Source organism: Streptomyces californicus (assembly GCF_000717645.1).
Classification (GTDB): Bacteria; Actinomycetota; Actinomycetes; order Streptomycetales; family Streptomycetaceae; genus Streptomyces; species Streptomyces californicus.
In genome coordinates this window covers 113,950-131,922 of record NZ_JNZZ01000014.1, presented here as the reverse complement: position 1 = coordinate 131,922, position 17,973 = coordinate 113,950, and the positions used below count along the sequence as shown (strand labels likewise).

The 17,973-nt window shown below is 69.7% G+C and carries 19 protein-coding genes; 8 read left to right on the top strand and 11 right to left on the bottom strand.

The features are described 5' to 3' along the window. Nucleotides 1-42 precede the first annotated feature (42 nt). The gene (locus tag IF19_RS0119435; protein ID WP_169748531.1) at nucleotides 43-1,557 is read left to right on the top strand and encodes a glycosyltransferase family 87 protein; all 1,515 of its coding nucleotides are present in this window, start codon (nucleotides 43-45) and stop codon (nucleotides 1,555-1,557) included. A 40-nt stretch (nucleotides 1,558-1,597) separates the two neighbouring features. Here the strand turns inward: IF19_RS0119435 and IF19_RS0119430 are convergent, their stop codons facing one another. The 3 genes from IF19_RS0119430 to IF19_RS0119420 form a co-directional block, all read right to left on the bottom strand. Next, nucleotides 1,598-2,629 (bottom strand): alanine racemase, encoded by a 1,032-nt coding sequence (locus IF19_RS0119430; protein ID WP_030115100.1) that lies wholly within the window; start codon nucleotides 2,627-2,629, stop codon nucleotides 1,598-1,600. A 79-nt stretch (nucleotides 2,630-2,708) separates the two neighbouring features. Further along, the gene (locus tag IF19_RS0119425; protein WP_030115099.1) at nucleotides 2,709-3,827 is read right to left on the bottom strand and encodes a lipid II:glycine glycyltransferase FemX; all 1,119 of its coding nucleotides are present in this window, start codon (nucleotides 3,825-3,827) and stop codon (nucleotides 2,709-2,711) included. Between the two features lie 186 nt (nucleotides 3,828-4,013). Beyond that, nucleotides 4,014-4,355, bottom strand: a complete 342-nt coding sequence (locus IF19_RS0119420; RefSeq protein WP_030115098.1) for a hypothetical protein — start codon at nucleotides 4,353-4,355, stop codon at nucleotides 4,014-4,016. Nucleotides 4,356-4,685: 330 nt separating this feature from the next. Here IF19_RS0119420 and rpsF point away from each other — a divergent pair, with 330 nt between their 5' ends. The 4 genes from rpsF to rplI all read left to right on the top strand — a co-directional run bounded on the left by rpsF (nucleotide 4,686) and on the right by rplI (nucleotide 6,398). Next, nucleotides 4,686-4,976 carry a 30S ribosomal protein S6 gene (rpsF, locus tag IF19_RS0119415; RefSeq protein ID WP_030115097.1) on the top strand — a complete coding sequence of 97 codons (291 nt, stop codon included), beginning with the start codon at nucleotides 4,686-4,688 and terminating at the stop codon, nucleotides 4,974-4,976. Nucleotides 4,977-5,050: 74 nt separating this feature from the next. Then, on the top strand, nucleotides 5,051-5,653 hold the full coding sequence (locus IF19_RS0119410) for a single-stranded DNA-binding protein (protein WP_030115096.1): 603 nt from the start codon (nucleotides 5,051-5,053) through the stop codon (nucleotides 5,651-5,653). A gap of 43 nt (nucleotides 5,654-5,696) precedes the next feature. Continuing rightward, nucleotides 5,697-5,933 (top strand): 30S ribosomal protein S18, encoded by a 237-nt coding sequence (gene rpsR / locus IF19_RS0119405; RefSeq protein WP_003967857.1) that lies wholly within the window; start codon nucleotides 5,697-5,699, stop codon nucleotides 5,931-5,933. 18 nt (nucleotides 5,934-5,951) lie between these two features. After that, nucleotides 5,952-6,398, top strand: coding sequence for a 50S ribosomal protein L9 (gene rplI, locus IF19_RS0119400; RefSeq protein ID WP_030115095.1), 447 nt, complete (start codon nucleotides 5,952-5,954; stop codon nucleotides 6,396-6,398). 116 nt (nucleotides 6,399-6,514) lie between these two features. On the opposite strand, the gene IF19_RS0119395 is transcribed toward rplI, so the two are convergent. After that, nucleotides 6,515-7,852: an MATE family efflux transporter gene (locus IF19_RS0119395; RefSeq protein WP_030115094.1), complete on the bottom strand. Its 1,338-nt coding sequence runs from the start codon at nucleotides 7,850-7,852 to the stop codon at nucleotides 6,515-6,517. A 458-nt stretch (nucleotides 7,853-8,310) separates the two neighbouring features. Between IF19_RS0119395 and dnaB the strand changes: the two genes are divergently transcribed. After that, entirely contained in the window at nucleotides 8,311-9,786 is a 1,476-nt protein-coding gene (gene dnaB, locus IF19_RS0119390; RefSeq protein ID WP_030115093.1) for a replicative DNA helicase, read from the top strand. A 66-nt stretch (nucleotides 9,787-9,852) separates the two neighbouring features. Here dnaB and IF19_RS0119385 read toward each other — a convergent pair whose 3' ends face one another. Beyond that, on the bottom strand, nucleotides 9,853-10,326 hold the full coding sequence (locus IF19_RS0119385; RefSeq protein ID WP_030115092.1) for a hypothetical protein: 474 nt from the start codon (nucleotides 10,324-10,326) through the stop codon (nucleotides 9,853-9,855). Between the two features lie 548 nt (nucleotides 10,327-10,874). Between IF19_RS0119385 and IF19_RS0119375 the strand changes: the two genes are divergently transcribed. Then, a complete protein-coding gene (locus IF19_RS0119375) occupies nucleotides 10,875-12,251 on the top strand; it encodes a serine hydrolase domain-containing protein (protein ID WP_030115090.1) in 1,377 nt (458 codons plus the stop codon). 68 nt (nucleotides 12,252-12,319) lie between these two features. Here IF19_RS0119375 and IF19_RS0119370 read toward each other — a convergent pair whose 3' ends face one another. Together IF19_RS0119370 and IF19_RS0119365 are read right to left on the bottom strand one after the other, a co-directional pair. After that, nucleotides 12,320-12,772 carry a GNAT family N-acetyltransferase gene (locus IF19_RS0119370; protein ID WP_030115089.1) on the bottom strand — a complete coding sequence of 151 codons (453 nt, stop codon included), beginning with the start codon at nucleotides 12,770-12,772 and terminating at the stop codon, nucleotides 12,320-12,322. A gap of 40 nt (nucleotides 12,773-12,812) precedes the next feature. After that, complete coding sequence (locus tag IF19_RS0119365; protein WP_030115088.1) at nucleotides 12,813-13,271, bottom strand: MarR family winged helix-turn-helix transcriptional regulator; 459 nt, start codon at nucleotides 13,269-13,271, stop codon at nucleotides 12,813-12,815. 140 nt (nucleotides 13,272-13,411) lie between these two features. Here IF19_RS0119365 and IF19_RS0119360 point away from each other — a divergent pair, with 140 nt between their 5' ends. Next, a complete protein-coding gene (locus IF19_RS0119360; RefSeq protein WP_030115087.1) occupies nucleotides 13,412-14,623 on the top strand; it encodes an MFS transporter in 1,212 nt (403 codons plus the stop codon). Between the two features lie 101 nt (nucleotides 14,624-14,724). Here the strand turns inward: IF19_RS0119360 and IF19_RS0119355 are convergent, their stop codons facing one another. The 4 genes from IF19_RS0119355 to IF19_RS0119340 all read right to left on the bottom strand — a co-directional run bounded on the left by IF19_RS0119355 (nucleotide 14,725) and on the right by IF19_RS0119340 (nucleotide 17,892). After that, nucleotides 14,725-15,618, bottom strand: a complete 894-nt coding sequence (locus IF19_RS0119355) for a GNAT family N-acetyltransferase (RefSeq protein ID WP_030115086.1) — start codon at nucleotides 15,616-15,618, stop codon at nucleotides 14,725-14,727. A 157-nt stretch (nucleotides 15,619-15,775) separates the two neighbouring features. Next, nucleotides 15,776-16,255: an NUDIX domain-containing protein gene (locus IF19_RS0119350; RefSeq protein WP_030115085.1), complete on the bottom strand. Its 480-nt coding sequence runs from the start codon at nucleotides 16,253-16,255 to the stop codon at nucleotides 15,776-15,778. A gap of 44 nt (nucleotides 16,256-16,299) precedes the next feature. After that, a complete protein-coding gene (locus tag IF19_RS0119345; protein WP_030115084.1) occupies nucleotides 16,300-17,424 on the bottom strand; it encodes a cystathionine gamma-lyase in 1,125 nt (374 codons plus the stop codon). Between the two features lie 90 nt (nucleotides 17,425-17,514). Continuing rightward, the gene (locus tag IF19_RS0119340; RefSeq protein WP_030115083.1) at nucleotides 17,515-17,892 is read right to left on the bottom strand and encodes a phage holin family protein; all 378 of its coding nucleotides are present in this window, start codon (nucleotides 17,890-17,892) and stop codon (nucleotides 17,515-17,517) included. Nucleotides 17,893-17,973 lie beyond the last annotated feature (81 nt).

The following is a 17,973-nucleotide window of genomic DNA, read 5'->3' as shown; positions in this document are numbered from 1 at the left end:
CCCGGAGCGGCCCTTGCCCCGCGCACCGCCCCGTACGGCAGGATGTGCGGCATGCCAAGCCCCAGCGCGGAAGAGACGAGAGTGGACCAGGGACGGACCATCGTGCGGCCCGCCGACCAGGACGAGGTCGCGGCGGCCGGCAGCGAACTGTTCGGCGGCAGGGCCGGGCGCTGGGCGCGACTGGGCGACGGCCCGCTCACGCCCGTGCGCGTCGTCGCGCTGGTCACGATCGGCATGTTCGCCCTCGGCATGGTGCAGAAGATCCCCTGCTACGAATGGGCGTGGTTCCGCGGCGCCACCTCGCAGTACACGCACGCCTGCTACTCCGACATTCCGCACCTCTTCCTGGGGCGGGGGTTCGCCGACGGGCTCGTGCCGTACTTCGACCGGCTGAGCGGCGACATGCAGTACCTGGAGTACCCGGTGCTGACCGGGGCGTTCATGCAGGTGGCGTCCTGGCTGACGCTGACACCCGACAGCGACCCCATCCAGCAGCGCGAGCAGATGTACTGGATGGTCAACGCGGCCATGCTGATGGTCTGCGCGGTCGTCGTCGCCGTGTGCACCGTCCGTACGCACCGCCGACGTCCCTGGGACGGGCTCCTGGTCGCGCTGGCCCCCGCGTTCGTCCTCACCGCGACCATCAACTGGGATCTGCTGGCTGTCGCTCTGACAGCCGCGGCGATGCTCATGTGGTCCCGGAGCCGGGTGCTCGCGTTCGGTGTGCTCATCGGCCTGGCCACGGCCGCCAAGCTCTACCCCGTGCTGCTGCTCGGCCCGCTCCTGGTGCTCTGCTGGCGGGCGGGCCGATGGCGCGAGTTCGGGACGGCGCTGCTGGGCGCGGGCGCGGCCTGGCTGGTGGTGAACCTTCCGGTGATGGTCTTCGCCCCCGAGGGGTGGCGGAAGTTCTACACCTTCAGCCAGGAGCGGCCCATCGACTTCGGGTCGTTCTGGCTGGTCATCACGCAGCGCACCGGCAAGCCCATCGACGTGGAGACGGTCAACACGGCGTCGGTCGTCCTGATGGTCGTGTTCTGTGCCGGCATCGCGGGGCTCGCGCTGTCCGCGGCCCGCAGGCCCCGTTTCGCCCAGCTGGCGTTCCTGGTGGTCGCCGCGTTCATCCTGACGAACAAGGTCTACTCACCGCAGTACGTGCTCTGGCTGATTCCGCTGGCCGCCCTGGCCCGTCCGCGCTGGCGCGACTTCCTGATCTGGCAGGCATGCGAGGTCATGTACTTCCTCGGGATCTGGTTCTACCTCGCCTACACCAGCGGCGGCGACAAGCACCAGGGGCTGCCGCAGGAGGGCTATCAGGTCGCGGTCGCCCTGCACCTGCTGGGAACGCTGTACCTGTGCGCGCTGATCGTCCGGGACATTCTCCGGCCGGAGAAGGACCCGGTGCGGGCGGACGGGTCGGACGACCCGTCGGGCGGTGTTCTCGACGGGGCTCCGGACGCGTTCGTACTGGCACCCGAGGCCCATGCGTCCCCGCACTCCGCTCCGGCGGTCACCGGGCCCCAGGTCGAGTGGGGAGCGGCGCCCACCCGGGACGGCTGACCATGTCCGGGCGCGGCCGCTGCCGGCCGCGCCCGGGGGCTCAGCGGTCGACGAGCCGGTCGTACTGCGTGGTGGTGTGGCGCAGGTGGGCGACGAGCTCGTCCCCGACCCGCGGTTCCTGCGCGTCGGACGGCACGAACAGGATCGACACCTGCATGTGCGGCGGCTCGGCGAACCAGCGCTGCTTGCCCGCCCAGACGAACGGCGACAGGTTGCGGTTGACCGTGGCCAGGCCCGCGCGGGCGACGCCCTTGGCCCGCGGCATCACGCCGTGCAGCGCCTTGGGCGCTTCCAGGCCGACGCCGTGCGACGTGCCGCCTGCCACGACGACCAGCCAGCCGTCGGAGGCGGCCTTCTGCTGGCGGTAGCCGAACCGGTCTCCCTTGACGACGGGAGTGACGTCCAGGACGGCGCCCCGGTACTCGGTGGCCTCGTGGTCGCCGAGCCAGAGCCGGGTGCCGATCCGGGCGCGGAAGAGGGTCTGCGGGAACTGCTGCTGGAGCCGGGCCAGCTCCTCGGCGCGCAGGTGGCTGACGAACATGGTGTGCAGCGGCAGCCGGGCCGCCCGCAGCCGGTCCATCCAGCCTATGACCTCCTCGACGGCGTCGGAGCCGTCGGTGCGGTCCAGCGGCAGGTGCAGGGCGAAGCCTTCGAGCCGTACGTCCTCGATCGCCGCGTGCAGCTGTCCGAGCTCCTCCTCCTTGACGCCGTGCCGCTTCATCGAGCTCATGCACTCGATGACGACCCGCGCCCCCACCAGGGCGTGTACGCCGTCCACGGAGGAGACGGACCGGATGACACGGTCCGGAAGCGGCACGGGCTCCTCGCCGCGACGGAACGGGGTCAGGACGAGCAGGTCGCCGCTGAACCAGTCCTTGATCCGGGCCGCTTCGTAGGTCGTTCCGACCGCGAGGGTGTCGGCCCCGAAGCGGATCGTCTCGTCCGCGAGACGCTCATGGCCGAAGCCGTAACCGTTGCCCTTGCAGACGGGCACGAGCCCGGGGAACTGGTCGATCACGGACTTCTGGTGCGCCCGCCAGCGCGCGGTGTCGACGTAGAGGGAGAGCGCCATGGCCGGCCCGGAACCTTTCTGGTGGCTGCGGTGAATCAGGAACGAACGAGGGTGCGCCCGAAGGGCGCGGTGGAGCGGGTCAGCGGCGCGACATGTAGATGTCGAGCGCCTTGTGGAGCAGCTTGTTGAGGGGGAAGTCCCACTCGCCGACGTACTCGACGGCCTCGCCGCCGGTGCCGACCTTGAACTGGATCAGGCCGAAGAGGTGATCGGTCTCGTCCAGCGAGTCGCTGATCCCGCGCAGGTCGTAGACGGTGGCGCCCATCGCGTAGCTGTCGCGCAGCATGCGCCACTGCATGGCGTTGGACGGCCGGACCTCGCGGCCGATGTTGTCGGAGGCGCCGTAGGAGTACCAGACGTGCCCGCCGACGACGAGCATCGTGGCCGCGGAGAGGTTCACGCCGTTGTGCCGGGCGAAGTAGAGCCGCATCCGGTTGGGGTCCTCGGAGTTGAGGACGGTCCACATGCGCTGGAAGTACGAGAGCGGTCGCGGCCGGAAGCGGTCGCGCACGGCGGTGATCTCGTACAGCCGCTGCCATTCGGCCAGGTCCTCGTAGCCGCCCTGGACGACCTCGACGCCGGCCTTGTCGGCCTTCTTGATGTTGCGGCGCCACAGCTGGTTGAAGCCCTTGAGGACGTCCTCCAGGGAGCGGTTGGCCAGCGGCACCTGGAAGACGTAGCGGGGCTGTACGTCGCCGAAGCCGGCGCCGCCGTCCTCGCCCTGCTGCCAGCCCATCTTCCGCAGCCGGTCGGAGACCTCGAAGGCGCGCGGCTCGATGTGGGTGGCCTCGACGTCGCGCAGGCGCTTCACGTCCGGGTCCTGGATGCCGGACTTGATGGCCGCCGCGTCCCAGCGGCGGATGACCACAGGGGGGCCCATCTTCACGGAGAAGGCGCCCTGCTGCTTGAGGTGGGCGAGCATCGGCTGGAGCCAGTCGTCCAGGTTCGGCGCGTACCAGTTGATGACCGGGCCCTCGGGGAGGTACGCCAGGTAGCGCTTGATCTTGGGCAGCTGGCGGTACAGGACGAGGCCCGCGCCGACCAGCCGGCCCTCCCGGTCGAACCAGCCCAGGTTCTCCGAACGCCATTCGGACTTCACGTCGGCCCATGCCGGAACCTGGCAGTGACTGGCCGAGGGCAGACTCTGGATGTACGCCAGATGCTGCTCTCGGCTGATGGTCCTCAGGGTCAGGCTCATGCGGGGCGCTCCTCGGCAGGTGTGTCCCCATCGGTCAGGGGCTCCGGCTCTCGCGCCGAAGCCTACTGTGAGCCGCGCCCGCCCGGCCTGGCCCCGGGGGGCCGGAAAGCGCGGAGGGCCGGTACGGGCGCGCCTGGGCGTCCGTACCGGCCCGTGCTTCGGCCTGGTCGGCGGCCGGTGCTCCGGTCAGGTGATCACGCCGCCGAAGAGGCCGCCGTGGGCCATGCCGAGGTAGAAGCCGACCGCGGAGGCGCCGATCCCCATGATCAGGCCGAACCTCTCCCAGGTGGTCTTCGAGATGTACTGGCCGTAGATGCCGGTCAGAATCCCGACGAGCCCGGCCCAGGAGCTGATCAGGTGCAGGTGGTGGAACATCGCCGTGACGAAGGCGAGGATGCCGAGCACCCCGGTCACCACCATCAGGACGTCCTGGACGGGGTGCGGCCTGCCGTCCGTGGCGAAGAGCGAGCCGGTGGCCGGACGGCCGGTCACGGACCGGGATCCTGCGGGGCGGATGGTCTGTGCCATGGAGTACCTCCTGGCCGGACGGGTGGGCGGGCGAATCCGGCGCTCCCGCGCTGGCGGGTGTCGCGCCTCTCACACCGCATCTGTCTCGATTGTGCCCTCTGAGCTCCTGATTTCAACCGGAGGCCGGTCTACGGGTAGTCTGTACGGTCTGCACCGGTGTCTGCCCAGGCCAGCACGGCGAGCCCCTCCCCGAACCCCCGACCCGGGATCGTTCGGGAGCGGAATCGTCAGTGCGGGGTGTTCTCCTCGGGAACACCGTTGCATCACGCATCACGACCCTCCTGCCACGGAACGACCGTGGCCGCTGAGTCCAAAGGAGGTGGGTTCCACATGCGTCACTACGAGGTGATGGTCATCCTCGACCCCGATCTCGAGGAGCGAGCAGTCTCCCCGCTGATCGAGAACTTCCTCTCCGTCGTCCGTGAGGGCAACGGAAAGGTGGAGAAGGTCGACACCTGGGGCCGTCGTCGGCTCGCCTACGAGATCAAGAAGAAGCCCGAGGGCATCTACTCGGTCATCGACCTGCAGGCCGAGCCTGCGGTCGTCAAGGAGCTCGACCGCCAGATGAACCTGAACGAGTCGGTCCTCCGGACCAAGGTCCTCCGTCCCGAAGCCCACTGAGCATCTAGCTCAGCGGTTTTCGGGTCCGAGTAGCAGCAAGCAGCCAGAAGCAATCCCCGCCGAGAGGTTCACCCATGGCAGGCGAGACCGTCATCACGGTCGTCGGCAATCTCGTCGACGACCCCGAGCTGCGCTTCACCCCGTCCGGTGCGGCGGTCGCGAAGTTCCGTGTCGCGTCCACTCCCCGCATCTTCGACCGTCAGACCAATGAGTGGAAGGACGGCGAGGGCCTGTTCCTCACCTGCTCGGTCTGGCGTCAGGCGGCGGAGAACGTCGCGGAATCGCTCCAGCGAGGCATGCGCGTCGTCGTGCAGGGCCGGCTGAAGCAGCGGTCGTACGAGGACCGTGAGGGCGTCAAGCGCACGGTCTACGAGCTGGACGTCGAGGAAGTCGGCCCCAGCCTCAAGAACGCCACGGCCAAGGTCACCAAGACCACCGGTCGCGGTGGCCAGGGCGGTCAGGGTGGATACGGCGGCGGCCAGCAGGGTGGCGGCAACTGGGGCGGCGGTCCCGGTGGCGGCCAGCAGGGCGGCGGCGGTGCACCCGCCGACGACCCGTGGGCGACCGGCGGCCAGGGCGGGGGACAGCAGGGCGGCGGGGGTGGCTGGGGCGGAAGCTCCGGCGGTTCCGGCGGCTCCTCCTCCGGCGGCGGCTACTCGGACGAGCCTCCCTTCTAGGGCTGCTCGTACCCCCACTTCTTGATCACACAGGAGAAACACCATGGCGAAGCCGCCTGTGCGCAAGCCTAAGAAGAAGGTCTGCGCGTTCTGCAAGGACAAGACCCAGTACGTGGACTACAAGGACACGAACATGCTGCGGAAGTTCATTTCCGACCGCGGCAAGATCCGTGCCCGCCGCGTCACCGGCAACTGCACGCAGCACCAGCGTGACGTCGCCACGGCAGTCAAGAACAGCCGTGAGATGGCGCTGCTGCCCTACACGTCCACCGCGCGATAAGGGAAGGGTGACAACAGCATGAAGATCATCCTCACCCACGAGGTCTCCGGCCTCGGTGCCGCCGGCGACGTCGTCGACGTCAAGGACGGGTACGCCCGTAACTACCTGGTCCCGCGTGGCTTCGCCATCCGCTGGACCAAGGGCGGCGAGAAGGACGTGGCGCAGATCCGCCGCGCCCGCAAGATCCACGAGATCGCGACGATCGAGCAGGCCAACGAGATCAAGGCCAAGCTCGAGGGCGTGAAGGTCCGTCTGGCTGTTCGCTCCGGCGACGCCGGCCGTCTCTTCGGCTCCGTGACCCCGGCCGACATCGCCTCGGCGATCAAGGCTGCCGGTGGTCCCGACGTCGACAAGCGTCGCGTCGAGCTCGGTTCGCCGATCAAGACGCTCGGCGGGCACCAGGTGTCCGTCCGCCTGCACCCCGAGGTCGCTGCGAACCTCGGCGTCGAGGTCGTTGCCGCCTAAGGGCAGAGCTCAGCAGAGCTAATGAAGGGCCGCACCCACCGGGTGCGGCCCTTCATTGTGTTTCACGTGAAACGAGCGTCCTGTTTCACGTGAAACAGGACGCTCGCCCGATGCCGTCAGCGCGTGGCACCGGTGACGATCCACCGCCCCGACCGCGTACGTACCCAGAGCGTGATGAGGCGGACGGCCATCATCAGCGTCATCGCCCACCAGAGGGCGGTGAGCCCGCCGCCGAGGGTGGGCACCAGGAGCGCGACGGGAGCGAAGACGGCCAGGGTCACGAGCATCGCCCAGGCGAGATAGCGACCGTCGCCGGCTCCCATCAACACACCGTCCAGGACGAAGACCACGCCGGCGATCGGCTGGGAGACGGCCACCACCAGGAGGGCGGGGAGCAGGGCGTCCTTCACGGAGGGGTCGCTCGTGAAGAGCGGGATGAACAGGGGGCGGGCGAGCACGATCAGGGCACCGAGCACGATGCCGCAGCCGATGCCCCACTCGACCATACGGCGGCACGCCTCTCGCGCGCCCTTCTCGTCGCCCGCCCCCAGGTAGCGTCCGATGATCGCCTGTCCTGCGATGGCGATGGCATCGAGGGCGAAGGCGGTCAGGCTCCAGAGGGAGAGGATGATCTGGTGTGCGGCGATGTCGACGTCCCCAAGGCGGGCGGCGACGGCGGTGGCGATCATCAGGACGGCCCGCAGCGACAACGTGCGGATCAGCAGAGGGACGCCCGCCCGGGCGCTGGCCCTGATGCCGGCAGCGTCGGGCCGTAGAGAGGCGCCGTGCTTCCGTGCACCGCGGATCACCACGAAGAGGTAGGCGGCGGCCATGGCGGCCTGGGCAATCACCGTTCCCCAGGCGGACCCGGCGATGCCGAGCCCGGCACCGTACACGAGGGACACATTGAGGATGGCGTTCGCCGTGAAACCGCCGATGGCCACGTACAAGGGGGTCCGGGTGTCCTGGAGCCCGCGCAGCACGCCGGTGGCGGCGAGCACGACGAGCATGGCCGGGATGCCGAGGACGGAGATCCTCAGGTAGGTGATGGCGTACGGAGCCGCGGTGTCCGACGCGCCGAACACGTCGACGAGCCAGGGCGCGGCCGGCAGTGCCGCGGCGACCACGGCTGCTCCGAGCAGCAGGGCCAGCCAGATGCCGTCCATGCCCTGGCGGATCGCGGCGGGGAGGTCGCCCGCCCCGACCCGGCGGGCCACGGCGGCCGTGGTCGCGTAGGCGAGGAAGACGAAGATGCTCACAGCGGTCATCAGGAGGGCTGCGGCGATGCCGAGGCCGGCCAGTTGCGGGGTACCGAGGTGGCCGACGACGGCGCTGTCGACCATGACGAACAAGGGCTCGGCGACCAGCGCGCCGAACGCCGGGACGGCGAGAGCGATGATCTCGCGGTCATGCCGTCGACGACCGTTCTTCGGGGGCGCGGAAGCCTGGTTCATGGAGGTCAATCTAATCTTCCACAGGTAAGAGATGCAATCCGCTACTGGTCCTTACTTTCGTGGTGGGCTGGGCTTCCTTGTCTCGCCCTGCGCGGTGATCTTGAAAGGAAGGTGAAAGTTTTTCTCCCCCACAGTCCGTGGATGGGGAAAGTGCAGGTCAGATGGGTTGTGCCGCTGGTGCTATGAGTTTGTCCACAGTGCTGTCCCCCGGTCCGTGCACAGGTTCGGCCGGGTTCTCCACAGCATCTGGCCAGTCATCCACATGCCCTGTGGATAACCAGATTGGCTGACGGTGCGGAGGGGCCTACCGTGGTGCGGCGCCCGCACTCCGTTCCGGCACCGGATTCCTCCGAACCAGACGCGCCGGAAGTGGAGTCGGGCGACCTGTTTGTCGGTGCCGTGACGTAAGAAAGAGTGGCACGGCTAGGTCCGCGACGCGGACGGGAGGAGGCGGCCCGGTGAGCATTCCGGAGCCTTTGGACGACCCCTGGACCGATACCGGTCCCGGGGACCGTCTGCCTGTCTCCCGCCAGCGTCGCGGCGACCGCAAGGGGCGCGAGGACCGTCACGACCGCGGCTCGGACGAGGCGTGGGAGGGCGGCGCTCCCGGATTCGAGCGGGTGCCGCCCCAGGACCTCGACGCCGAGCAGTCGGTTCTCGGCGGCATGCTGCTGTCCAAGGACGCCATCGCCGAGGTCGTCGAGGTCATCAAGGGGCACGACTTCTACCGTCCCGCCCACGAGACCGTCTTCACGGCGATCCTGGACCTGTACGCCAAGGGCGAGCCGGCCGACCCGATCACGGTCGCCGCCGAATTGGTGAAGCGGGGCGAGATCACCAAGGTCGGCGGCGCACCGTATCTGCACACCCTGGTGCAGTCGGTTCCGACCGCGGCCAACGCCTCGTACTACGCGGAGATCGTCCACGAGCGGGCGGTGCTCCGGCGACTGGTCGAGGCCGGTACGAAGATCACGCAGATGGGATACGCGGCGGACGGGGACGTCGACGAGATCGTCAACACAGCGCAGGCGGAGATCTACGCGGTCACCGAGCAGCGCACCAGCGAGGACTACCTCCCCCTCGGCGACATCATGGAAGGGGCGCTCGACGAGATCGAGGCCATCGGCTCGCGCAGCGGCGAGATGACCGGTGTGCCGACAGGTTTCACGGACCTCGACGCCCTGACGAACGGGATGCACCCCGGCCAGATGATCGTCATCGCGGCCCGCCCCGCCATGGGCAAGTCCACCCTGGCGCTGGACTTCGCCCGCGCCGCGTCGATCAAGAACAACCTGCCCAGCGTCATCTTCTCCCTCGAAATGGGGCGCAACGAGATCGCGATGCGTCTGCTGTCGGCCGAGGCGCGGGTGGCCCTGCACCATATGAGATCCGGGACCATGACGGACGAGGACTGGACGCGGCTCGCACGCCGGATGCCCGAGGTCTCGGCCGCCCCGCTCTACATCGACGACTCCCCCAACCTGTCGATGATGGAGATCCGCGCGAAGTGCCGCCGTCTCAAGCAGCGCAACGACATCAAGCTCGTGATCATCGACTACCTGCAGCTGATGCAGGCCGGCGGTTCGAAGCGCTCCGAGAGCCGGCAGCAGGAGGTCTCGGACATGTCGCGAAACCTGAAGCTGCTGGCCAAGGAGTTGGAGGTGCCGGTGATCGCGCTCTCGCAGCTGAACCGTGGTCCCGAGCAGCGCACGGACAAGAAGCCGATGGTCTCCGACCTGCGAGAGTCCGGCTCCATCGAGCAGGACGCCGACATGGTCATCCTGCTGCACCGCGAGGACGCGTACGAGAAGGAGTCACCGCGAGCGGGCGAGGCCGACATCATCGTCGGCAAGCACCGTAACGGCCCGACGGCCACCATCACCGTGGCCTTCCAGGGCCACTACTCCCGCTTCGTGGACATGGCCCAGACCTGACGGGTAACCCGTGTGGTGGCCACTTCCCACCGTGAGGCCGCCCGGTGGCCCGGTCGGCCGCGCCTGTCAGCGGACGGGGCCGCGCTCGTCCACCAGGAAGGTCGGCTCCGACAGGAACACGTCCGGGGCCACGGGACCGTGGGCGATGTTGAAGGTGTCCAGCCAGTACGACCAGTCCCGTACCCCGGCGGCGCTGCTGAACCGGTAGTTCAGCTGCCAACGGACCCACTGGCCCGGCAGCAGATGTACGGCCGGCGGCCGCCGACGGCGTGGTGGCAGACCGTACAGCGGATCCACACGCGGCAGCACCCGGAGCCGGTCGCGCTCGATACGCAGGCTGAGCGCGACCTCACGAAGGGGCTTCTCGCTCTCGCGCGGTACGAAACCGTCGTCCTCGGACATCCGGATGACCTGGGCGCAGGAGGGTGGTACCCGAGACAACGGGAACCCGGTCGGTGCCGCGTTCCTGAGGGTGGCGGCCTCACCGCCTCTGGAGCGCTTCGTCCAGAACGTCCTGACGCACTGCACCGTGATCTCCACCGACACCTGCCTCTCGCCCCGCGAGACTACGGTGCGGGCGGCCCGACGGGCACCCTGTTTCCCGCGTGTGTGCCACCCACCGTCAGCGTCGCGGCTCCGTGCGGCCCCGATGCCCCATCATGTCGGCCTGTCCGGACGGCTGGGGCCTGGAATTCGACCCGCGGGACATGACTGCCTCGCAACGCCTGCTCGACGGGAACCACGGGGAGGTCTGGGTGGCCGGCGGCTGCCCGGCCCTCCTCGTCCGTGGGCGTCGCAGTACGGTCCTCACCGCCCAACACGCGAGGAGCACGGCCGCACGCCGCCCTCGCACCCGGCTGGTCGGACTGCCTGCGGGCCACGCCGTGCATGCGTCCGCCCCGGGGGAGTCCGCATCGACCGTGCGCGAGTTCCTCGACACCTTGTGAGCGCGCTGAGCTGTAACGGCTCCGGTCGGCGAGCGCACGCGGCCGCAGTCCCTCGTTCAAGCAGACTCCGCCGGGGGAGCCGGGCGGGCTCCGGCGAAATGCGTTCGTCAACCGGGGGGTCCGTCGGATAGAGGTGGTGCCATGACCTCAATCGGCGAAGACCTGCTTCCCAGTACCCGTCGTGCTCTGTCGCACCGCATCGCCGTGGCGCAGCGGGACGGGCGGGCGCCGTCTCTGGTGGCCGCGGTGCGCCGGGAGGGGCGTACGGCCTGGAGCGGGGCGCGTACGGGTGTCGAGGACCATGGTCCTGACGCCGACACGCAGTACCGGATCGGCTCGATCACCAAGACCTTCACGGCCGTCCTGGTCCTGCGGCTGCGCGACGAGGGCCTGATCGATCTGGCCGACCCTCTGGAGAAGCACCTGCCCGGGACGGGCGTGGGCGACGTGACCATCTTTCAACTGCTGTGCCACAGCGCGGGGCTGGGGGCGGAGACACCGGCTCCCTGGTGGGAGCGCACGCCGGGGGACCTGCGCCCCGGGATCGCTGACGTGCTGGGCGACCGGCCGCAGCCGCACCCGGCAGGTCACCGTCACCACTACTCCAACCCGGGCTACACCCTGCTCGGCTCGCTGGTCGCCGCGGTGCGCGGCGTCTCCTGGGAGGAGGCGCTGCGCCGCGAGATCCTGGAGCCACTGGGCATGCACCGTACGACCAGCGATCCCGTCGCGCCGCATGCGGGCGGCTGGGCCGTGCATCCCTGGGCCGACGTCCTGCTGAGCGAACCGGTCGAAGACCTCGGACTCATGGCGCCGGCCGGCCAGCTCTGGTCCACCACGGAGGATCTGCTGCGCTTCGCCGCGTTCCTGACCGCTGGGGACGACCGGGTTCTCCCGGCCGCCTCCGTACGGGAGATGCGGACGCCTGCCGCACCGGTGGAGGCGGGGGCCAGTGGCTACGGTCTCGGGCTCCAGATCGTCGGGGGCGAGGGACGCGTCCTCTTCGGACACTCGGGATCACTTCCGGGGTTCGTCGCGGGCCTCTGGGTGTGCGAGGAGGAGGACGTGGCCGCGGTCGTCCTCGCGAACGCGACCTCGGGACTGCCCGCCGCGACGGTGGCAGCCGAGCTTCTGAACATCGTCGTCGAGGCCGAGCCCCGGATTCCCGATTCCTGGCGGCCCCTGCGTGACGTGGACGACGAACTGCTCGCGCTGACCGGTGTCTGGTACTGGGGCACCATGACGTTCACGTTGTCGCTCGCAGCGGACCGGGGCCTCCAGCTCACGCCGCTGGGCGGCATGGGGCGCGGATCGACCTTCACTCACCGGCCGGACGGAACCTGGACGGGGCAGAACGACTACTACGCGGGAGAGACGCTGCGCGTGGTGCGCAAGGACGACGAGTCCGTGGATCACCTGGACCTCGGCTCGTTCGTCTTCACACGGGAGCCCTACGAGACCGGGGCGGCCGTTCCCGGCGGAGTGGACGCGGAGGGCTGGCGAGGTCTCGGCGGCTGAATCCCCGAGCTGTGCTGATGGGAGGGGGTGGGTGTTTCACGTGAAACACCCACCCCCTCCCGGTTCGCTCAGAGGGCCAGCTTGAAGCCCACGTGGCTGGCGGTGAAGCCGAGCCGCTCGTAGAAGCGGTGAGCGTCCTCGCGTGTGACGTCGGAGGTCAGCTGCACCAGCCGGCAGTCCTGGCGGCGTGACTCGTCCACCGCCCACTGGATGAGCTGCGTACCGAGCCCGCTTCCGCGCTCATCGCCGTGGATGCGTACGCCCTCGATGATCGAGCGAGTGGCTCCCCGCCGGGAGAGTCCCGGCACGATGGTCAGCTGCAGGGTGCCGACGACACGGCCCTCGCGGACGGCGACGACCACGTGCTGGTTCGGGTCGTCCGTCAGCCGCTGGAGGGCTTCCTCGTAGGGAGTGAGGTCGTCCGGGGACTCACGCTGGGCGCCCAGCGGGTCGTCGGCGAGCATCGCGACCACCGACGCGAGGTCGTCCGCGGTGACAGGGCGTATCTCGAGATCACTCATGATCGGCATCCTAGGTCGCCGCCGGTGAGCGCCTGGCGGATCAGACCGGGACCTTCAGCTCTTCCACAGCCCTGACCAGGGGGGACAGCTCCGGATTCTCCGCTGCCTCGTCCAGCGCCGCGCGCAGGGCTCGCTCGTTGGTCGGCCTGGCCTCCCGCAGCAGCGCGAGTCCGGCCTCGGTGACATCGGTGTAGATGCCCCGGCGGTCGGTGTCGCACAGATAGCGGGTGAGCAGTCCTCGGTCTTCGAGCCGGGTGACGAGTCGGGTCGTGGCGCTCTGGCTGAGGACGACGGCGTCGGCGACCTGCTTCATCTGGAGATGCCCGCCGGGGCCGTTGTGCTGGCGGCTCAACACGTCGAGCAGGGAGTATTCGCGCGCGCTGAGCCCGTGGCCGGCTTGGAGGGCCCGCTCGATCCGCGCCTCGATCTTCCCGTGGAGCAGGGAGAGCGCACACCAGCTCTGGGCGATGGCGGTCAGAGCCGGGTCGGTCGCTGTCATGTCTGTCTCCTCCGGACGGGAGCGGCGTGACCCCAGGATAGGGGACATCTGCAATAGCCCGCGCTTGCAATTAACTTGCGTCTGCAATTATTGTGGACGCCTGTTAAGTGCAGGCGCAATCTTCAGGAAAGGTGGCACCCATGCCGCTCGCGCTCCTCGCCCTCGCCATCGGGGCCTTCGGGATCGGAACGACCGAGTTCGTGATCATGGGGCTGCTCCCCGAGGTCGCCGGTGACTTCCAGGTCTCGATCCCGGCCGCGGGCTACCTGGTCACCGGCTATGCGCTCGGTGTCGTCCTCGGAGCCCCGCTGATGACGTTGCTGGGCACCCGCGTCACCCGCAAGCGCATGCTGATGCTGCTCATGGGGCTGTTCATCGTGGGCAATACGGTGTCCGCGCTCGCCCCCGCTTTCGGCGTGATGCTGGCCGGGCGGGTGGTCGCCTCCCTCGCCCACGGCGCCTTCTTCGGTATCGGTTCGGTGGTCGCGGCCGGCCTGGTCGCACCGCAGAAGAAGGCCGGGGCCATCGCCATGATGTTCACCGGGCTCACCGTCGCGAACGTCGTCGGGGTTCCGCTCGGCACCTTCATCGGTCAGTCCGCGGGCTGGCGGACCACGTTCTTCCTTGTCGCCGCGCTCGGCGTCGTGGGCCTGCTCGGCGTCGCGAAGCTCGTTCCGGAGCAGCCGAAGCCCGAAGGCGTGCGCATCCGGCACGAACTGGCCGCGTTCCGCAACGTCCAGGTCCTGCTGGCGATGGCCATGACCGTTCTGGGCTTCGGCGGAGTCTTCGCCGCGATCACCTACATCACCCCGATGATGACCGGGGCCGCCGGCTGGTCGGCCGCGTCCGTCACCTGGCTGCTCGTCCTCTTCGGCCTCGGCATGGTGGGCGGCAACCTCATCGGCGGCAGGTTCGCCGACCGGCACCTGATGCCCATGCTGTACGTGTCGCTCGGCACGCTCGCCGTGGTCCTCGCCCTGTTCACCGTGACCGCCCACGACAAGATCGCCGCGGCCGTCACCATCGTGCTCATCGGCGCCCTGGGCTTCGCGACCGTGCCCCCGCTGCAGAAGCGGGTCCTCGACCAGGCGGCCGGTGCTCCGACGCTGGCCTCCGCGGTCAACATCGGCGCCTTCAACCTCGGCAATGCCCTCGCGGCGTGGCTCGGCGGTCTCGTGATCGCCGCCGGTCTCGGCTACACCGCCCCCAACTGGGTCGGTGCCGCGCTGGCGGCCTCGGCCCTGGTGCTGGCCGTGCTCTCCGGCCTGCTGGAGCGCCGGGAGGCGGGCAGGAGCCGGATCGTCGCCGGGAGCACCCTTGAACCCGCTCCGGTACCGGCCTCCCGGCACTGAGCCCACGGCTTCCGAGGGAAATCGTCAGGCTCGGAGCAGGACGAGCCTGCTCACGCCGCTCGTCGGCCGCGCCGCCTTTCCGGCGGTGTGGCCGACGCGCGTCAGCCCGTCGCGGGAGTGAGCGGAGCGAACCTGCGTGCGGCGTCGCCCGGCAGTTCAGCGGTGCCGTACGTCATCACCGTCGTCCGGGAGACGGGCTTCAATCCCCGGTCCGCCAGCAGCCCGAGCAACTCCTTGTGCCGGTGCTCGACGTCGATGCGCAGCGGCCGGTCCGTCGTCGCGGCCAGGTCCGTGATCAGGGCCTGCGCGACGGCCGTGTCCCGGGCGACCAGGGGCCCCACCACCGCGGTGGGCCCGCTCGGCCAGAGCGCCGCGTAGCCGACCAGCTCGCCGTGGTCCTCGGCCACCTGGAGGCGGTCGGAGAAGGCGGGCAGCCGGGCGAGAAGATGCGTCCGATCAGCGCCGAACGCGGTGAGGTCGAGACGGATCATCGCCTGAAGGTCGTCCGCCGAGGCCGGGCGGGTGGTCACCGAGGAGGTGGAGAGCGCGGTTGAGGGGGAGCCGCTCGGGCCGACCGGTGTCCATCGGCCGCCGACGCGTTCGGCGCGGCCCACGGGGGAGAAGCCGAGCTCCTCGTAGAGCGGCCGGCCCTGATCAGTGGCGTACAGGGCGAGCGGGGCGCCCTTCTCCGTCTCCATCACCTGCCGCATCAGCCGTCGCGCGATCCCCTGGCGGGCGTAGCGTCCGGCGACGAGCAGCATCCCGACCGCGGTGAGGCCGGTTCCGTACGAGGTGGTCAGACAGGTCGCCGCCAGGCCCTTGCCGTCCGGTGCGTCGATTCCGTACCCCGTTCCGGCCGAGAGCATCAGCCCCCACCGGTGTTCGTCACGCGGCCAGCCGCGGTCCTCGCAGAGGTCGGCACAGGGGACCAGGTCTCCCCGGTTCAGGCGCCGGATCGGCAGGTTGGCGAGGGAGTGGGGTGATGGGCTGTGCATGGGGCCAGGCTGGCCGACGGACTGATCACCCGTCCACCGATTTCGCGGAACTGGCCGAGATCCGTGGCCACCAGGCGGTACGGCAGGTCCGGCCCTGTCCACGGTTTCACGTGAAACACGATGGCGAGCGGGCCGAACAGCCGGTCGTACCGGGGCCTCAGCCCAGGTCGGGGGCGTGCATCGCCCGTACGCCCTCGATGTTGCCGTCCAGATAGTGACGCAGGGAGAGCGGGACCAGGTGCACGGCCGCGATGCCCACCCGACTGAACGGCACCCTGACGATCTCGTACTCCCCGCAGGGCTCGTCGACCTCCGGTCCGTGCCGCCGCGAGACGTCCATCGACGCCAGGCGGCAGACGAAGAAGTGCTGGACCTTGACCCCTGTCACTCCGCCGTCCGCGATGTGCTCGACGGTGTCCACGAAGCACGGGACCACGTCGGCGATCTTCGCGCCGAGCTCCTCGTCGACCTCGCGGTGCAGCGCGTCGACGACGGTCGCGTCCTCGGGCTCGACGCCGCCGCCGGGTGTGAGCCAGTACGGATCGACACCCGGCTTCGTACGTTTGATCAGGATGAGGTCGTCGCCGTCGAGCAGCACGGCGCGTGCGGTGCGCTTGACCACAGGACGTTCGGTCATGGCAAGAGAGTGGCCCGTTGGGGACGGTCTGAAACGCCGCCGGTCTACCGGGCCGCCGCGTTCAGCGCCTGTTCGACATCGGCGAGCAGGTCCTCGGGGTCCTCCACACCGACGGAGAAACGGATGAACCCCTCCGCCACGGCGTCGCCGCCCCAGCGCCCCCGGCGTTCCGCGGTGGACCGTACGCCGCCGAAGCTCGTCGCGTCGTCGACCAGGCGCAGCGCGGACAGGAAGCGTTCCGCGGCTTCCCGGTCGGCCAGCTCGAAGGAGACCACGGAGCCGAACCGCCGCATCTGGCGTGCCGCGACGGGGTGCGACGGGTCGCCGGGCAGCCCGGGGTAGCGCAGCCCGGTGACCTCCGCACGCTTCGCCAGCACCTCGGCCAGGGCGAGGGCGGTGGTGCACTGCCGGTCGATGCGCAGGTGGAGGGTGGCCAGCGAGCGGTGCGCCAGCCATGCCTCCATCGGACCCGGGATCGCGCCGGCGATCTTGCGCCAGCGCCGCACGTCCGCCGTCAGCCGGGGGTCGCGGCAGGTGACATGGCCGAACAGGATGTCGCCGTGTCCGGTCATGCCCTTGGTGTCGCTGGCGACCGAGAAGTCGGCGCCCAGCTCCAGCGGGCGCTGTCCGATCGGGGTCGCCAGGGTGTTGTCGACCGCCACCAGCACGCCCGCCGCGTGCGCGGCCTCCACCAGGCGACGGATGTCGCAGACGTCGAGGCCGGGATTGGACGGGCTCTCGATCCACAGCACCTTCGCGCCCTCCAGCAGGGCGAGCCGCGCGTCACCGCCGGTCGGCGCGGTGCGCACCTCGACCCCGTACGCCTCCAGCTGCTCCCGTACCAGGGGGAGCGCCTGGTAGCCGTCGTCGGGCAGGACGACGGCGTCGCCCGAGCGGACCTGGGAGAGCAGTACGGAGGTGATCGCCGCCATGCCCGAAGCGAACACCGTGGTCTCCACCTCCTCGCCGGGGGCCTCCAGCTCGCCGATGGCCCGCTCCAGGTGGGTCCAGGTCGGGTTGGTGTCCCTGCCGTAGGTGTAGGGGCCCGTCGGGTCGCCGGAGAGGTGGAAGTGGGCCGCGAAGACCGGCCCGGGCAGGGGCGGTTCGAACTGTTCCGGGACCGGAAGTCCGGCCCGTACCGCACGAGTGCCGTCGCCCATGGTGCTCATGCCTGCTCCTTCGCTGTGCACGCCGGTCACGGAGCCGGCGTTCATCCGCACTCTTCCGGGAGCCCCTGGCGGGGGCTCCACCGGTCGCTGTCAGTCGTCTTCGGGCAGCGCGACGTTGAGCGCCCAGGACACGATCGAGATGATCAGGCCGCCGAGCACCGCTGTCCAGAACCCCTCGACGTGGAAGCTGAGGTCGAGCACCCCCGCCAGCCAGGAGGTGAGCAGCAGCATCAGGGCGTTGACGACCAGGGTGATCAGCCCCAGGGTGAGGATGAACAGGGGGAAGGTCAGCAGCTGGACGACCGGCTTCACCACGAAGTTCACCAAGCCGAAGAGCAGCGCGACCAGGATCAGGGTGAGGGCCTTGCGGCCCGTGCTGCCGCCCTCCAGCGTGATGTCACCGATCAGCCAGATGGCGACGGCCAGCGCCCCCGCGTTGGCGATCGTCTTGACTACGAAATTCTTCATGTGTCTGATCGTGGCAGACATGATCGGTGGCGAACACCGGCAGCACAGGGACAGCCGACAGCGCGGGTACAAGGGGCGGGA

Bases quoted from the DNA above. Each gene is read 5' to 3' on its own strand.
- IF19_RS0119435 (WP_169748531.1), top strand. From the start codon at position 43: ATGTGCGGCATGCCAAGCCCCAGCGCGGAAGAGACGAGAGTGGACCAG.
- IF19_RS0119430 (WP_030115100.1), bottom strand. From the start codon at position 2,629: ATGGCGCTCTCCCTCTACGTCGACACCGCGCGCTGGCGGGCGCACCAG.
- IF19_RS0119425 (WP_030115099.1), bottom strand. From the start codon at position 3,827: ATGAGCCTGACCCTGAGGACCATCAGCCGAGAGCAGCATCTGGCGTAC.
- IF19_RS0119420 (WP_030115098.1), bottom strand. From the start codon at position 4,355: ATGGCACAGACCATCCGCCCCGCAGGATCCCGGTCCGTGACCGGCCGT.
- rpsF (WP_030115097.1), top strand. From the start codon at position 4,686: ATGCGTCACTACGAGGTGATGGTCATCCTCGACCCCGATCTCGAGGAG.
- IF19_RS0119410 (WP_030115096.1), top strand. From the start codon at position 5,051: ATGGCAGGCGAGACCGTCATCACGGTCGTCGGCAATCTCGTCGACGAC.
- rpsR (WP_003967857.1), top strand. From the start codon at position 5,697: ATGGCGAAGCCGCCTGTGCGCAAGCCTAAGAAGAAGGTCTGCGCGTTC.
- rplI (WP_030115095.1), top strand. From the start codon at position 5,952: ATGAAGATCATCCTCACCCACGAGGTCTCCGGCCTCGGTGCCGCCGGC.
- IF19_RS0119395 (WP_030115094.1), bottom strand. From the start codon at position 7,852: ATGAACCAGGCTTCCGCGCCCCCGAAGAACGGTCGTCGACGGCATGAC.
- IF19_RS0119375 (WP_030115090.1), top strand. From the start codon at position 10,875: ATGACCTCAATCGGCGAAGACCTGCTTCCCAGTACCCGTCGTGCTCTG.
- IF19_RS0119370 (WP_030115089.1), bottom strand. From the start codon at position 12,772: ATGAGTGATCTCGAGATACGCCCTGTCACCGCGGACGACCTCGCGTCG.
- IF19_RS0119365 (WP_030115088.1), bottom strand. From the start codon at position 13,271: ATGACAGCGACCGACCCGGCTCTGACCGCCATCGCCCAGAGCTGGTGT.
- IF19_RS0119360 (WP_030115087.1), top strand. From the start codon at position 13,412: ATGCCGCTCGCGCTCCTCGCCCTCGCCATCGGGGCCTTCGGGATCGGA.
- IF19_RS0119355 (WP_030115086.1), bottom strand. From the start codon at position 15,618: ATGCACAGCCCATCACCCCACTCCCTCGCCAACCTGCCGATCCGGCGC.
- IF19_RS0119350 (WP_030115085.1), bottom strand. From the start codon at position 16,255: ATGACCGAACGTCCTGTGGTCAAGCGCACCGCACGCGCCGTGCTGCTC.
- IF19_RS0119345 (WP_030115084.1), bottom strand. From the start codon at position 17,424: ATGAGCACCATGGGCGACGGCACTCGTGCGGTACGGGCCGGACTTCCG.
- IF19_RS0119340 (WP_030115083.1), bottom strand. From the start codon at position 17,892: ATGAAGAATTTCGTAGTCAAGACGATCGCCAACGCGGGGGCGCTGGCC.